Below are 15,439 nucleotides of genomic sequence, written 5' to 3' on the forward strand. Positions count from 1 at the left end.
GCTTGTATCAGCCTGATGGGCGCGTCTCAATGCCGTGTCCAGCCGGAATTGCCGCTGCGGGGCGGCGGAAGCGGCGCATCGGGCGAGGGCGGATGATCGCGGGCGCCATGTTCGCGGGCCTCATCCTCGTCCACATAATCGCCGTCGATGACGCCATCGGCGAAGGGCGGGCGATAGGGTTCGCGCCGGAAACGGCCCTCGGCCGACATATGGCTGACGCCCACCCGCGCGGCGATCCGGCGCATGATCCATTCACGCAGGGGCGCGATCAGCAGCAGCAGCCCGACGATATCGGTAAAGAAACCCGGCACCAGCAGCAGCACCCCGGCCAGCATGATCAGCGCGCCATGCGCCATCGGCCGGCCCGGGTCGCGCAATTCGTTCATGCTGCGCTGGACTTCGGCCATTGCCCGCGCGCCCTGCGCACGCAGCACCGTCAGGCCCAGAGCGCCTGACAACAGCACCAGCGCCAGCGTCGGCCACAGCCCGATGGCACCGCCGACCTGGATGAACAGCGCGATCTCGATGATGGGCAGCGCCAGAAACAGCCAGAAAAGCCACATGAGAAATCCCCTTCCTGTCGGGACTGTAACTGGACTTGACCCGACCCAACCCCTACATAATGAACGAGACTAATTATACCAGCAAAGACGCATAAAATTCGAGGTAAACCGCATGTCCAACGCGTTGATCCAGTTGCTTGTCCTGGCGGGGATCGCGATCTTCCTGATCCTGCGCCTGCGCAACGTGCTGGGCACACGTGACGGATTCGAGCCGCCGAAGGTCGAAACCCCGGACGAACAACGCGCCCGGTTCGAGGTGATCGACGGCACCGCGGAAGAGGGGGATCAGGACATCGCCGATCACGCCGAACCCGGCAGCCCGCAGGCCGAGGCATTGGCGGCGATGAAACAGGTCGAGCCATCCTTTGCCGTTGGTCCGTTCCTTGGCGGTGCGAAATCCGCCTATGAAATGATCCTGATGGCCTTCGAGCGTGGTGACCTGTCCGAAGTGCGTCCCTTCCTTGCCGAACCCGTGGCCGAGGCGTTCCAGTCGGTGATCGACCAGCGCGCCCAGCAGGGGCTGAAGGTCGAAGCGCAATATCTTGGCACACGCGAAACCGGGCTGGCCAATGCCGAATATGACCCGACCAGCGGCCTGGCGGAGATTTCCGTGCGCTTCGTGGGAGAGTTGATCGCAGCGACCCGCGACGCCGAAGGCAATGTGGTCGAAGGCGATCCGCGCAAATCCAGCAAGCAGCGCGACACCTGGACCTTCGCGCGCCGCATGGGCCAGGACGACCCCAACTGGCTGCTTGTCGCGACTGGCTGATGGCCCGAAGGCGCGGTCTGACCGAGGATGAAAAGCAGCTCTGGTCCCGCGTTGCCCGCAGCGCGGTGCCTTTGCACGGGTCCGGCAAACCCGCCTGCCCGGACAGCTTTGCCGACCCGGCCAAAACTTCCAGCCCGCGCCCGGTCAAGGTGCCTGCGGTAACGCCGCCAATGGCCATGCCGTCCCCCGATCCGGGCCGGTCGCGCCCGTTGCGTCCCGCGACCTCGTATCATCCGCCGCAATCCCCGGCCGAGCATCTGGCCGCCGCGCCCGTCAGGATGGATCACAAGACCCACAAGCGGCTGAAACAGGGCCGCCTGCGCCCCGAGGCGAGGCTGGACCTGCACGGCATGACGCTGGCCGTCGCCCAGCCCGAACTGGCGCAATTCATCCTGTCCTGTCATGCGTCAGGGCTGCGGCTTGTGTTGGTCATCACCGGCAAGGGCAGAAGCGGCGATCACGGCCCGCTGCCGACCCGCCCCGGCGCGCTGCGCCATCAGGTGCCGCATTGGCTGCATATGCCGCCGCTGTCCGCCGTGGTCCAGCAAGTCACCGCCGCTCATGTCCGCCACGGGGGCGAGGGCGCCTATTACGTCTATCTGCGCCGCAGGAACTGTATCGTTTGAAGCTGAAATTCCCGGTTAACATATCCCCGGCCGGGAACGCAGTTGAGAACAATGAAGGTATCAAAGCCCATTGATGAGCGAGGGCTTGTGGCCCTAATGAGGCCACAAGCATGATCGGGTATAACGTCCCGAACGCGCTGCATTTTCAAGATGGCATCATCGGCCCGCCCACATAAGGATGGCCGGGGGCGTCAGCTTCTGGCGGGCCATAAAAAGTCGGTTCTGAACAACGCGATTATGCCGCGCCCTGCATCTGAAGTGGTCTGTTAACGACCACGATGATGCCGAGGATGAAGCGGATGACGAAGGCCCAAAAGGCCCTGAGATGGGCGAGGATCTTGCGGATGTTGTGACCGCATGCGCAGAGCACGGCGAAGATGGCATCGCCGATCCTGCCCTTCAGGGGGCATCTGGTCAATCTGCCGTCTGATTTCATGTGGCCGATCTCGGGCTCGATGGCGCTGCGCCGTTTGAGGAGCTTCGCCAGCGCCGGGGTGATACCGCGCCGCTGGCCGCTGATCAGGACGCGGGTGGTCTCGATGCCATGCCCGCGATAGCCGCGGTCGACCAGGGCGAGTGTGGGCCTCGTATCGGTCAGGATTTCGACCTGTTCGAGGGCCGGTGCCAGGGTGTGGCCGTCATAGGGATTGCCGGGAAAGCTGCGGGCGCCAACTATGAGGCCGCCAACAAGGGTCGTGGCGAGGCTGACCTTGGTGCCAAACTCGTATCGCACCCGTGCCTTGCCTTTGGAGATGCAATCGACCTCGGGCTCGTGCAGGGAATAGACCTTGTCGCGGCTCTTTGGTCCCTGTTCCAGCAGGCGGCCGACCAGCCAGAGGGCGTCCACAACCCTCTCGCGCAGGGGGCTTTGCGGGATGTCCTGCAGGTGCCGGCGCAGATCGCGACGCACCCGGCCGACATGGCCCTTGAGTTGGCGCAGCGCCTTGCGCATGCGTTTGAACTGGCGGGCATGGGCGTAGCGCCCGACCTGGATCGCCAGCCGCGGTGCAAGACGGGCATAGCTCTGGCGCAGTTCGATCCCGGCCCTCTTCGCCAGACCAACCAGCAGGGCGCGGGCCCGCTCGTAGAGCCGGGCGTCCGTCGGATGGGCGATGTTCTTTTCCATGACCGTCGTATCGACCACCACCCGTTTCAGGACCTTGTCGGTGATCGTCCCGGAACTGCGGCCAGCCTCGATCGTCTTGGTCAACAGCCATTCCACGCGTTCGGCGTGGCCTTGAACCAGTGGCGGCTCACGCCTCACTCACCGATCCTCTTGCGCCAGCGCACCAGCGATGACGGATCAATAGGCGGGCGATGCTGAAAGAAGGTCTCGCCGGTGAAATGCTGGTAGTAGGGGTTCTCGACCCAACGGGCGACCACCGCCTCGTCCGACAGCTTGAACGCATGCTGCAGATACATCAGCCCGGCGATCAGACGCGGAGAAGTCGCCGGGCGCCCCGTCGCCGAGGGGAAGAACCCGGCCCATTCCCGCTCGAAGAACTCCCAGTCGATCAGCGCCGCGAGCTTCACCAACTCGTGGCGCGGATCGATCATATCCACCAGCCTGGGGCGCAGAAGATCATCCTGTTCGGCGGTCCGGAAATGGGGCTTCATTGGCGATCACAAATTGCAGGGTTTCTGCGTCAAGATTACAAAATCCTGCAAGAAAACACCAACAAAACCGCAGGATGATCACGCAATATCAACGCGTTCCGCGTTGGTCAGAGTCGACTAATAAGCAGGCAGAGCGAAGGGCGCTGTGTCGAACTCCAATTGCATATCCGTTCGGGCCACCGGCTACTGATGTCGGCGAATTGTGTGAAAGAAATCGTAATTTTATCAACGTGTTGTAACGAGGTTAGCCAGCCCGCACATGGCGTGACCCCACGCGTGAGGGCGATTGCGCAGGTCACGCTTGACACAAATGTTTTACTGATGGCTAATGAAGGGACAGTTGTTTCCCCTCGTTTCGTGGTCACGCCATGCCCCTGCAACAGATCTGGCACCTGATCGAGGCCCGCTATGGCGGCTTTTCCCCGCAGTTGCAGCGTGCCGCGCGGTTCGTGCGCGAGAACCCGCAAGAGGTCGCCCTGCAATCCATGCGCCATATCGCCGGACGGGTCGGGGTGTCGCCCGCCACGATGACCCGGCTGATACAGGCGCTGGAGATCGGCACATGGGAGGCGTTCCAGACCATTCACCGGCAATGGCTGACCGAGGGGAAGCGCGGCGTCTTTTCCGGGCCCGCCGACCGGGTCATCGCCGACGCCCGCAAGCCGGGGGCCGAGGATCTGCTGCTTGAATCCATGGCCCATCTGGACGGGCTCAACCTTGAAACCACCCTTGGCCCGCAGATGCGCGCGCCGCTGCGCAAGGCCGCCGCGCTGATCGCGCTGGCCCCCACCGTGGCGATCGCGGGGCTGCGCAGCAGCTTTCCGGTGGCCTACGGGCTGCATTACGCGCTGTCGCTGTTTCTGGCGGGCACGGTGCTGATGCCCGGCGCGGGTGGCGCGCTGCTGGACGGGTTGCATCATCTGCGCCCCGGCGCGGTGCTGATCGTCATCTCGATTTCGCCCTACAGCCGTGAAACCGTCACGCTGGCGCAACTGGCGCATGAGGCGGGCTGCACGGTCGTGGGCATCACCGATGGCCCGCTCAGCCCGATTGCGCAGGTTGCCGATATCGCGCTGATCGCGCGCACCGACAGCCCGTCGCATCTGGCCTCGCTGGTGGGGCTGATGGCTGTGGCGCAGGCGCTGGCCATGCTGGTTCTGGCGCGCGCGGGCGACGGCGCGCTGGAAGCCATGCGCCATCGCGAAGCCATGTTCGAGACCACATCCGCTTATCTTCCCTCTCAGGACTGACCCATGACAACCAACCGCACCCGCATCCATCACCGCGCCCCCAGCCTGGACCTGCCCGTTGCGGTGGGCGGTGACGGGCCGTTCGTCATCGACAGCGCCGGGCGGCGCTATCTGGATGCTTCGGGCGGCGCGGCGGTGTCCTGTCTGGGCCACAGCGAACGCCGCGTGATTGAGGCGATCAAGGCCCAGCTTGACCGGCTGCCCTATGCCCATACCGGCTTTTTCACCAATGAACCGGCCGAGGCGCTGGCCGATCATCTGACCAGCCGGGCACCCGGTGATCTGGGTCATGTCTATTTCGTCTCGGGCGGGTCCGAGGCGAATGAGACCGCGATGAAGCTGGCCCGGCAGTATTTCTTTGAACGCGGCGAGACCGGGCGGCGCCATTTCATCGCCCGGCGGCAAAGCTATCACGGCAACACCATCGCGGCGCTGTCGGTGGGCGGCAATGCCGGGCGGCGCGCGGTCTATGAGCCGATCTTGCTGCCTGCCAGCCATATCGCGCCCTGCTTCGAATACCGCCATCGCGCGGACGACGAGACGTCCGAGCAATATGCCATCCGCGCCGCGGATGAGCTGGAGGCCGAGATCCTGCGTCTGGGCGAGGGCAGCGTGATTGCCTTCATCGCCGAAACCGTGGTGGGTGCGACCGCCGGGGCGGTGCCGCCCGCGCCCGGCTATTTCCAGCGCATCCGCGAGATCTGCGACCGTCACGGCGTGCTGCTGATCCTTGATGAGGTGATGAGCGGGATGGGTCGGATCGGCCAGCTTTACGCCTGCGATCATTACGGCGTGGTGCCCGATATCCTGACCTGCGCCAAGGGGCTGGGCGCGGGCTATCAGCCCATCGGCGCGGTGCTGATGTCGGATCGCATCCACGACACGATCATCGGCGGATCGGGCGCGTTCCAGCACGGGTTCACCTATATCGGCCATGCGACCGCCTGCGCGGGCGCTCTGGCCGTGCAACAGGTGATCGAGGAGGATGGCCTGCTGGAAAACTGCCGCGACATGGGCGCGTTGCTGCGCGATCAGTTGCGCGATGCCTTTGCAGATCGTCCGTGGTTCGGCGATCTGCGCGGCGAGGGGTTGTTCATCGGGCTGGAACTGGTTCAGGACCGCGCCACGAAACGCCCCTACGACCCGGGCCTGCGGCTGCATGCGAAGATCAAGGCGGCGGCGATGGCCGAGGGGCTGATGGTCTATCCCGCCGGCGGCACGGCGGACGGGCAGGCGGGCGACCATGTGCTGGTCGCGCCGTCCTTCATCATCAATGAAACCCATGTCGCGCAGATCGTGGAACGGCTGGACCGCGCCATCACCTCCGTGGTTCCGGCATGAGCGCCCCTTTCGCCATTGCCGTCGCCCCCAACGGCGCACGTCGTGGCCGCGCGGATCATCCGCGTCTGCCCCTGACCGCGCCCGAGATCGCCCGCGACGCCGCCGAGGCATTGGAAGCGGGTGCGGCGATGATCCATCTGCATGTGCGCGACGCGGCGGGTGCGCATGTGCTGGACGCCGATCTTTACCGCGAAGCCGTAGATGCCGTGCGCCGCGCCGTGGGCGACCGGCTGGTCATCCAGATCACCACCGAGGCCGTGGGGCGATATACCGCCCCTGAACAGATCGCGCTGATCGACGCGCTGCGCCCGGAATCGGTGTCCATCGCCCTGCGTGAGATCCTGCCGGAAGGGGCGGATGAAACCGCTGCCGCCGCGCTGTTTCAGCGGATGGAGGGGGCCGGCATCCTGCATCAGATCATCATCTATGAGGCGGCGGAATTGCAGCGGCTGGACGATCTGGCGGCGCGCGGCGTGCTGCCGGATGGGCCGCTGGCGCTGATGGCCGTGTGCGGACGTTACACCGAAACCGGCGCGACGGATGGCGAACTGGATGCCTATCTGACCGCCGGAATCGGCCGGCATCAATGGATGCTTTGCGCCTTTGGCCCGGATGAGACCCGCTTCATGGCCCGCGCGGCATCGGCGGGCGGTCATGCCCGCGTGGGATTCGAGAACAATCTGTGGTTGCCTGATGGCACGCTGGCGCCGGACAATGCGGCCATCGTCGCGGCGACTGCGGCGGCTTGCGCGGGATCCGGGCGCCCGCTTGCCACAGCGGATGACTTGAGGGCCGGCTGGCGTCATAGTAACGAAGCCGCCCCGCAAAATTCGGAGGCGTAACCGACGCGCTTCGATAAACGCGCGCCCTTGGTGCGCAGAAGCAAGAAACGGCCCCGACAGGGGGTTTGAAGAAGGAGAGTTTGAATGACATCCCGTAAACTGATCGGTCTTGGACTGGCCGCCGCAATGATTGGCAGCATGGGCGCGGGCGCGGCCAGCGCGCAGCAGCAATTCGTCACCATCGGCACCGGCGGCGTGACCGGCGTCTATTACGCGGCGGGCGGCGCGCTGTGCCGGCTGATGAACCAGACGCGCGAGGAACACGGCTTCCGCTGCTCGGCCGAGGCGACGGGCGGATCGGTGTTCAACATCAACGCCATGCGTCAGGGCGAATTCGATTTCGGCATGGTTCAGTCGGACTGGCAATATCACGCGCTGCACGGCACCAGCAGCTTCGAGGACAGCGGCCCGTGGGAAGACCTGCGCGCGGTGTTCTCGGTCCACCCCGAGCCCTTCACCGTGGTCGCCCGCGCCGATGCAGGCATCGCGGGTGTCGAGGACCTGAAGGGCAAGCGCTTCAATATCGGCAATCCGGGGTCGGGCACGCAGGCCTCGATGGATCTGCTGCTGGAGGCCCTGGGCTGGAGCCGCGGCGACTTTTCGCTGGCCGCCGAACTGCGCCCGGATGAACATGGCCCGGCACTGTGCGACAACCAGATCGACGCCTTCTTCTATGGCGTGGGCCATCCGTCCGCCAATATCGCCGACCCGACCACGACCTGCGGCGCCAAGATCGTGCCGCTGGAGGGCGAAGCGATCGACAAGCTGGTCGAAGAGAACCCCTATTACGCGCAGGTCAATATTCCGGGCGGCCTTTATACCGGCAACCCCGACGACATCCCGACCTATGGCGTGATGGCGACGCTGGTCGCCTCGACCGACGTGCCCGAGGAAGCGGTCTATAACCTTGTGCGGTCGGTCTTCGAGAACTTCGACAGCTTCCGCAGCCTGCATCCGGCCTTCGCCAATCTGGAGCCCGAGGACATGGTCACCAACGGCAACTCTGCCCCGTTGCATCCGGGTGCCGAGCGTTACTATCGCGAGCAGGGCTGGCTCTGAGCCCCATGAACGCGCCGGGGCGGCATTGCGCCCGCCCCGGCGTCCGGTAAGAACAGGATAAGAAGAACCGCAGGGAGAATCCGGCTCATGAATGCTGCCAGCACCGACAGGGACGAACAGGCCGAAGCGCTTGCCCGCATGGTCGCGGAATCCGATACCGGCGGGCGTAATCCCGCGGATCGCCCGTCGCGTCTTTTGCTGTTGATCGTGCCTCTGGCATGGTCGCTGTTCCAGCTGTGGTATGCCTCGCCGCTGCCCTATCGGCTGGGCATCGGCGTCTTCAATGCGACCGAGGCACGGGCCATCCATCTGGCCTTCGCGGTGTTTCTGGTCTTTACCGCCTATCCCGCCTTTGCGCGTTCCCCACGGGAACGGATCCCGCTGCTGGACTGGGGTCTGGCGCTGGCCGGGGCGTTCTGCGCCGGATATCTGTTCCTGTATCAGACCGAAGTCGCCCGCAGGCCGGGCCTGCCCACGACGATGGATCTGGTCGTCGCCGTGGCCGGGATGCTGTTCTTGATGGAGGCCGCGCGGCGCTCTCTGGGGATCGCGCTGCCCATCGTTGCCAGTCTGTTTCTGGCCTATGCCTTCCTTGGGCCGCATCTGCCGGGGCTGCTGGCGCATCGCGGCGCATCGCTGTCGCGGGCGGCGTCGCAATACTGGCTGACGACCGAGGGTGTCTTTGGCGTCGCCCTTGGTGTCTCGACCAGTTTCGTCTTTCTGTTCGTGCTGTTCGGCGCGCTTCTGGAACGCGCGGGGGCGGGCAATTACTTCATCAAGGTCGCTTTCGGCCTTCTGGGCCACCTGCGCGGCGGTCCGGCCAAGGCCGCCGTTCTGGGCTCGGCCGCGACCGGGCTGATCTCGGGGTCTTCGGTGGCCAATGTGGTCACCACCGGCACCTTCACCATCCCGCTGATGAAGCGCACGGGTTATCCTGCGGTCAAGGCGGGCGCCATCGAGGTGTCGGCCTCGGTCAACGGGCAGATTCTGCCTCCGGTCATGGGCGCGGCGGCCTTCCTGATCGCCGAATATGTCGGCATCGCCTATTCCGAGGTGGTCAAGCACGCCATCATCCCGGCGCTGCTGACCTATCTGTCGCTGTTCTATGTCGTCGATATCGAGGCGCGGAAATACCGCCTGACCGGCCTGCCGCGCGTGCGGCGCAGGTCGGGGGCGGTCAGCCTTGCCATCGGTGGCATGACGATCTCCGGTTTCATCCTGTTCAGCGCCGCGATCTATTACGGGCTGGGCTGGACCCGCAGCGTCTTTGGTGCGGGCGCCACCTGGGCCGTCGCGGTCGGCACGCTGGCGATCTATGTCGCCTCGATCGCCGTGCGCGCGCGCTTTCCCGATCTGGAAGAGGACGACCCCGAAAAACTGGCCGAGGGCCTGCCCGATGCCGCGAAAATTGCCCCGGCGGGCATCCATTACGCGCTGCCGGTCTTCATCCTTGTCTGGTGCCTGATGGTCGAGGAACTGTCGCCGGGCCTTTCGGCCTTCTATGGCACCTGCGCGCTGCTGTTCCTGGTGGCGACGCAACATTCGCTGATCGCGTTGTTCCGGGGTGAATCCGACTGGATCGCGCCGCTGAAGGCCGGGTTCGTCGATGTGGTCGAAGGGCTGGCCACCGGCGCACGCAACATGATCGGCATCGGCATCGCCACCGCCGCGGCGGGGATCGTCGTCGGCACCGTGGCGCTGACCGGTATCGGGCTGGTGCTGGCGGAACTGGTGATCTCGGCCTCGGGCGGCAATCTGCTGATCATGCTGCTGATGACGGCGGTGATCTGCATGGTCGTCGGGCTGGGCATGCCGACCACGGCGAACTATGTCGTGGTGGCGACACTGCTGGCCCCGGTCATCGTCGAGGTCGCGACGCTGAACGGTCTGGCCGTGGCGCTGGTCGCGGTGCATCTTTATGTCTTCTATTTCGGGCTGATGGCGGATGTGACGCCGCCGGTGGGGCTGGCGTCCTTCGCGGCCTCGGCGATTTCGCGCGCCGATCCGGTGATGACCGGGGTGCAGGCCTTCCGCTATGAGATGCGTACGGCGATCCTGCCGCTGATCTTCATCTATAACCAGCAATTGCTGTTGATCGGCGTGGGCAGTTGGGCACATCTGATCATCGTCGTGCTGGGGTCGCTGATCGCGATGCTGGCCTTCGTGTCGGTCACACAGGGCGTCTTCGTCACCCGCAGCCGGATCTGGGAATCGGCGGTGCTGCTGTTTGCCTGCTTCATGATGTTCCGCCCCGGCTACTTCATGGACCGGATCGAGGACCCCTATCTGGACCAGCCCGCCGCCGATATCGTCACCATGGCCGAGGCCGTGCCCGCGGGCGGGTTCCTGCGCTTCGAGGTCGAGGGGATGGACCTGTCGGGCAACGACTATACCCGGCTGGCGCAACTGCCGATGGGCGAAGCCGGGCGTCCGGGGGCCGAGCGTCTGAACGCCGCCGGTGTCCAGATCACCGAATTCGGCGGTCAGGTGCAGGTGATGAATGTCTCGTTCCGCAGTCAGGCCGACCGGCTGGGGCTGGAGGCCGGGCAGAACGTCACCCGCGTCCTGCAACCCAATACCGACCGCATGACCGCCGAATGGATGTATATCCCGGCGCTGCTGCTGATCGGGCTGATCGGGCTGCTGCAATGGCGTCGCCGCGACTGGGACCAGCCCGGCATGCCCACCGCGTCCGAACGTCGCCGCGCGGCCTGATACCTGCCCCGCCGGACCCTTTTGGGGTCCGGCGGGGACATCAGCCCAAAGACCTATTTTCCCAAGGCGATCCTTGCGGCGTCGGGGTTTGCCGCCCCAGAATGGCGCAATGAAGATACCCTCGATCCGCTGCCTTGCCCTTGCCCTGCTGACCGCCCTGCCTGCGATGGCCGGGGAAAGCGCCCTGACGCTGGATCGCGGCATCGCCGCCACGCTCAGCATGCCCGAGGGCGACGGCCCCTTTCCCGCCGTTCTGCTGCTGCACGGCCTCGGCTCGACCCGCAACGAGATCGGCAATATCTATGTGGACAAGGCCGAGGCGCTGGCCGCGAATGGCATCGCCTCGCTGAGGTTCGATTTCCGCGGTTTTGGCAAATCCGACGGGGATACGGGCGAATTCACGCTGGACCGGCAGAACGCTGATGCGCTGATCGCGCTGGAGGCATTGCAGGACATTGACGGCGTGGATCCCGAACGGATCGGCGTGCTGGGCTTTTCCTTCGGTGCCGGCGCCGCGATCGAGCTGGCCGCCGCCCAGCCGCAGGCCGTCAAATCGGTGGTGGTCTGGTCCCCCATCGGCGATTACGCCGCCGACATGCTGGACAGCCTTGGCCAGAAGGTCTTTGATCGCGCGGCCGAAGACGGCATCGTCGGGCTGAACCTTGGCTGGCGCACCATGGCGCTGAAACAGGACTTCTTCGACAGCCTGTTCACCCACGACCTCTATGCGGCGCTGACGGAATATCCAGGCCCGTTCATGACCATCAACGGCGCAGATGATTTCTATCTCAAATATGCCGAACGCCTTCGGGACGCCGCCGCAGGCACCGACAAGAAGGGAATGGTGATCGACGATGCCGATCACGTCTTTCACGTCTATACCCCCAGCAAATCCGTCGCGAGCCAGGTGATTGAGCTGACCCTGGACCGGTTCGAGGAAACGCTGTAGGCAAGAGATCGGCCCGCCGATCCATGAGGTTCGGCCCTGCCGTTTCGCCCCCTTTGGTGCCGCAATGGAGGTACCCTGAGGTCTGGCTCCATAATGACGGTGTGCGCTGTGGGGTCGTGGTCAAGAATATCTGACCCTCATCCAGCAGAGAACGTGACTTTGTGAGGGGAACGGTTGCCCCGGACCTTTTCTTTGCTATGTCAAAGCGGCAGAGTGCCCAACGACAATTGGAGCGGAGCGTCCAGTGATCGACGTATATAAAAAAATCCTTTTACTGCTTGACGCCCGCGAACGGCGGCAGTTCTGGCTGCTGACCATATTGATGGTCCTGGTCGCGCTGGTCGAGGTGGCAGGTATCTCGGCAGTGCTGGTTCTGCTCAACATGCTCGCAGATCCCGCGATCATTTCGGACAGCCGGGCTCTGTCTGCTGTTCAGGATATGCTCGGCTATGAAAGCCTCTTTTCCTTTCAGATCGCGATGGCTGTCGCTGTAACGGCGGTCGTGGTCTTCGGACTGGTGGTCAAGGCCGTGGGCAGCTATGCGCTGATCCGCTTTTCGGCCATGCGCGGCTATACGATCTCCAGTCAGCTGCTGGGGGCCTATCTGCACCAGCCCTATACCTGGTTTCTGGAACGCAACAGTGCCGATGTCGGCAAGAATGTCCTGAACGAAACCGACAGCCTTGTGGGGCGGGTGATTTCTCCGGCGCTGCGGTTGATCGCCAATGTCTTTCTGGTGGTGGCGATCGTGGGGTTCCTGCTTCTCGTCGATCCGCTGGTGACAATCATGTCCGCAGGAATTCTGGGCGGCAGCTATGCGCTCATCTATCTGCATCTGCGCGAAAAGCTTCGCCATGCCGGCACCGATCTGATGCAGACCTTCGGAGAGCGCTTCCGCGTGTCGCAGGAGGCCATGGGAGGCATCAAGGACGTCAAGCTTCTCGGGCTCGAGGAAAACTATACCGGGGTTTACAGGGCAGCGGCCTATCGTGGCGCGCGTACCGTCGCGACTCTTGGGGTGATGTCCGAGTTGCCGCGCTTCGTGCTTGAGGCGATCACGTTTGGCACCTTGCTGACAGTGATTTTCATACTTTTGCTGCGCAGCGATGGTAATATCGTCGATATCGTCCCCACTCTGGGTGTTTTCGCCTTTTCGGTCATGCGGCTTTTGCCGGCCTTGCAACAGATCTATCACGGCCTGGCGACCATGCGTGGCGGCAAGGCGGTACTCGATACACTGGTGGGCGATTACGCCGAGGCTGGACGCACCCAGCAACCTTATTCGACAGCGCAAGACCAGCTGCATCTGAAGCACGATCTTGAGTTGTCGCAGGTGCATTTTACCTATGCCACCGCCACGCGCCCGGCACTGTCCGGACTGGACCTGAAGATATCCGCCCGTACGACCGTGGGTATTGTAGGCGGTACCGGAGCAGGCAAGACCACGCTGATCGACCTGATCCTGGGCCTTCTGGTACCGGATGAAGGTGAGATCCGCGTTGACGGCATATCCGTCACTTCCGAAAACCGACGCGGCTGGCAACAGACCCTCGGCTATGTTCCGCAGTCGATTTTCCTGTCCGACGACGATATCGCGGGCAATATCGCCTTTGGTGTCCCAAAGGACCGGATCGACATGGCGGCGATTGAACGCGCTGCCCGGGCGGCCGCGCTGCATGATTTCGTCGTCTCGGATCTGCCGCAGGGCTATGCCACGCTTGTGGGGGAACGCGGTGTCCGGCTGTCCGGAGGCCAGCGCCAGCGCATCGGTATTGCCCGCGCACTCTATCGCGATCCGTCGCTGCTGATCATGGATGAGGCGACATCGGCGCTCGACAACATCACCGAACGGGTGGTGATGGAGGCGGTGCAGAACATTCGCGGCGACAAGACCGTTATCCTGATCGCCCATCGGTTAAGTACGGTTCGCAATTGCGATATGATTTTCCTGATGGAGCATGGGCAACTGGCGGCCCAGGGCACCTATGACGAACTCGTGGCCGGAAACGAGACCTTCCGCCGGATGGCGTCTGGACACTGACCGGGATGGCCGATGGGGCCCGGCACCGCGCCTGTCCCAAAACGAGGCTTGAAATTTTCATTGTCCCGCGATCTGATCTGCGCGGTATGCGGGATCTTCGCATACTGTCGTTACGAGGATTCCCATGTCTGCACCTGTTCTTCCCATTGATCCGGAAACGCTGTTGCTGCCGATCGACGCCGCGCGAGAGGCTGGGCGCGCCGCCGCAGAGAGCTATCGGGCGCGTAATCCCTATCCACATGGATGTTTTGACAACTTCATGCCGCCCGAGATACTTGATCGCGTTCGCAACGAACTGCGTGAGCTGCCCGAGGCGGAAACCTTCTTCAACCGCCCGCAAGAGAAGCTGAAGACCAGCTATATGCCCGAGAGGCTGCAACCCTATACCCGCAGCCTGTTTCACACGCTGAACTCTCGCGCATTCCTTGCCTTCCTTGAGGAACTGACCGGAATCGACGGTCTGATTCCAGATCCTTATTACAGCGGCGGTGGTATCCATGTGGTCGCAAATGGTGGTCATCTCGATATCCACGCCGACTTCAATCACAACCGGAAGCTGAACCTGGAACGCCGGATCAATATCCTGATCTATCTCAATCAGGACTGGCGTGAAGAATGGGGTGGTTCGTTCGAGGTCTGGCATACCGACATGAGCGCCAAGGCTGCAAGCTTCGTGCCGATCTTCAACCGCATGGTCTGCTTCAATACCGGATCCGACACCTGGCACGGCAATCCGGGGACGGTGGCCAATCCCAACGGCGATCCACGCATGTCGATCGCGCTTTACTACTACACCGCCACTTGGGACACGACGCGCAAGGCGCATTCAACCTTGTTCAAGCCACGCCCCGGCACCTCTGATCAGGAAGATCGGCAGGAGGCCCGCCACGCCGTGTTGCAAAACGTGCTGCCGCCCTTTGTCTATCGGCGCGTAGGACACCGTCTGCGTCGCCTGGGGATCTGACGCCTCCGCTTCGGCAAAGCGGCGTAAGAAGGTTTGCCATCTGTTCCCGATCGTCTCGGGCAACAGATGGTTTTCCGCAGGCTCTGTTTCACAAATGGCCTGCTGGGGCTCACTGCGCGAACCCGGGATGGCAGGCGAGCCGCATGAGCCGACCGACGTCGCCAAGCTTTGGGGCCCGCACCCCGGCGAACTCCAACGAGGCGCTCAGGTGTCACGGTTCTCTGACGATCCGGAGATGATCTGGGCGGTGGCGACCGGCAAGCGCGGACGGCAGCGCAGTTGCAGTGATGCTGCGATCCAGACCTGCCTGAGGATGAAAATGCTTGCGGCGAATGGGCGGGTTCGTCGAAAGCCTGCCACACCTGATCGGGCTGGAGTGGACCGTGCCCGACTTCAGCACGCTGAGCTGCCGTCGAAAATCCCTTCCGTCAACATCCCCTGTCGCAGCTCCATTGGCCCGCTGCACCCGCTGATCGACAGCACAGGCATCAAGGTCGAGGCAGAAGGCAAACGGAACGCGCGCAGGCACGGCGGTCCGAAACGGCGCACTCGCCATTGTCCTCGGGCCAATGGCGGACAACGGCTCTCGGCGCAAGGCGCGCCTCGGGATCGACGAGCGAACACTGGAGATCCGGGCCGGCGGCTCCAGCACCAGCCGCAAACCGCCCAGCCATGCACCATGCCCGAAGGCCAGAACCGACCC

11 protein-coding genes and 2 pseudogenes are annotated in these 15,439 nt (G+C 63.9%); 11 read left to right on the forward strand and 2 right to left on the reverse strand.

The annotated features are described in order from the left end of the window. Positions 1-26 precede the first annotated feature (26 nt). Positions 27-563: an FxsA family protein gene (locus JHW40_RS04725; RefSeq protein ID WP_090617454.1), complete on the reverse strand. Its 537-nt coding sequence runs from the start codon at positions 561-563 to the stop codon at positions 27-29. Positions 564-675: 112 nt separating this feature from the next. Here JHW40_RS04725 and JHW40_RS04730 point away from each other — a divergent pair, with 112 nt between their 5' ends. Continuing rightward, complete coding sequence (locus tag JHW40_RS04730; protein ID WP_090617452.1) at positions 676-1,332, forward strand: Tim44/TimA family putative adaptor protein; 657 nt, start codon at positions 676-678, stop codon at positions 1,330-1,332. Next, positions 1,332-1,958, forward strand: a complete 627-nt coding sequence (locus JHW40_RS04735; RefSeq protein WP_090617450.1) for a Smr/MutS family protein — start codon at positions 1,332-1,334, stop codon at positions 1,956-1,958. Before JHW40_RS04730 ends, JHW40_RS04735 begins: the two co-directional genes overlap by 1 nt. A 235-nt stretch (positions 1,959-2,193) precedes the next feature. Here the strand turns inward: JHW40_RS04735 and JHW40_RS04740 are convergent. After that, positions 2,194-3,575, reverse strand: a pseudogene (locus tag JHW40_RS04740) (IS5 family transposase). 368 nt (positions 3,576-3,943) lie between these two features. Here JHW40_RS04740 and JHW40_RS04745 point away from each other — a divergent pair. From JHW40_RS04745 to JHW40_RS04785, 9 genes and pseudogenes are all read left to right on the forward strand, one after another. Further along, positions 3,944-4,825, forward strand: a complete 882-nt coding sequence (locus tag JHW40_RS04745) for a MurR/RpiR family transcriptional regulator (protein WP_090611614.1) — start codon at positions 3,944-3,946, stop codon at positions 4,823-4,825. 3 nt (positions 4,826-4,828) lie between these two features. Further along, a complete protein-coding gene (locus tag JHW40_RS04750; protein WP_090611611.1) occupies positions 4,829-6,166 on the forward strand; it encodes an aspartate aminotransferase family protein in 1,338 nt (445 codons plus the stop codon). Next, the gene (locus tag JHW40_RS04755) at positions 6,163-7,008 is read left to right on the forward strand and encodes a beta-keto acid cleavage family enzyme (protein WP_090611609.1); all 846 of its coding nucleotides are present in this window, start codon (positions 6,163-6,165) and stop codon (positions 7,006-7,008) included. Before JHW40_RS04750 ends, JHW40_RS04755 begins: the two co-directional genes overlap by 4 nt. Positions 7,009-7,092: 84 nt before the next feature. Then, positions 7,093-8,067, forward strand: coding sequence for a TAXI family TRAP transporter solute-binding subunit (locus tag JHW40_RS04760; protein ID WP_090611607.1), 975 nt, complete (start codon positions 7,093-7,095; stop codon positions 8,065-8,067). An 87-nt stretch (positions 8,068-8,154) separates the two neighbouring features. Further along, complete coding sequence (locus tag JHW40_RS04765) at positions 8,155-10,782, forward strand: TRAP transporter permease (RefSeq protein ID WP_090611605.1); 2,628 nt, start codon at positions 8,155-8,157, stop codon at positions 10,780-10,782. A 109-nt stretch (positions 10,783-10,891) separates the two neighbouring features. Beyond that, positions 10,892-11,731: an alpha/beta hydrolase family protein gene (locus JHW40_RS04770; protein ID WP_244519165.1), complete on the forward strand. Its 840-nt coding sequence runs from the start codon at positions 10,892-10,894 to the stop codon at positions 11,729-11,731. 244 nt (positions 11,732-11,975) lie between these two features. Next, on the forward strand, positions 11,976-13,772 hold the full coding sequence (locus JHW40_RS04775) for an ABC transporter ATP-binding protein (protein ID WP_090611603.1): 1,797 nt from the start codon (positions 11,976-11,978) through the stop codon (positions 13,770-13,772). 124 nt (positions 13,773-13,896) lie between these two features. Continuing rightward, entirely contained in the window at positions 13,897-14,736 is an 840-nt protein-coding gene (locus JHW40_RS04780; RefSeq protein WP_090611601.1) for a 2OG-Fe(II) oxygenase, read from the forward strand. A gap of 143 nt (positions 14,737-14,879) precedes the next feature. Then, positions 14,880-15,374 (forward strand): annotated as a pseudogene (locus JHW40_RS04785) (transposase); the annotation flags it as partial. Between the last annotated feature and the right edge of the window lie 65 nt (positions 15,375-15,439).

Source organism: Paracoccus alcaliphilus (assembly GCF_028553725.1).
GTDB lineage: Bacteria > Pseudomonadota > Alphaproteobacteria > Rhodobacterales > Rhodobacteraceae > Paracoccus > Paracoccus alcaliphilus.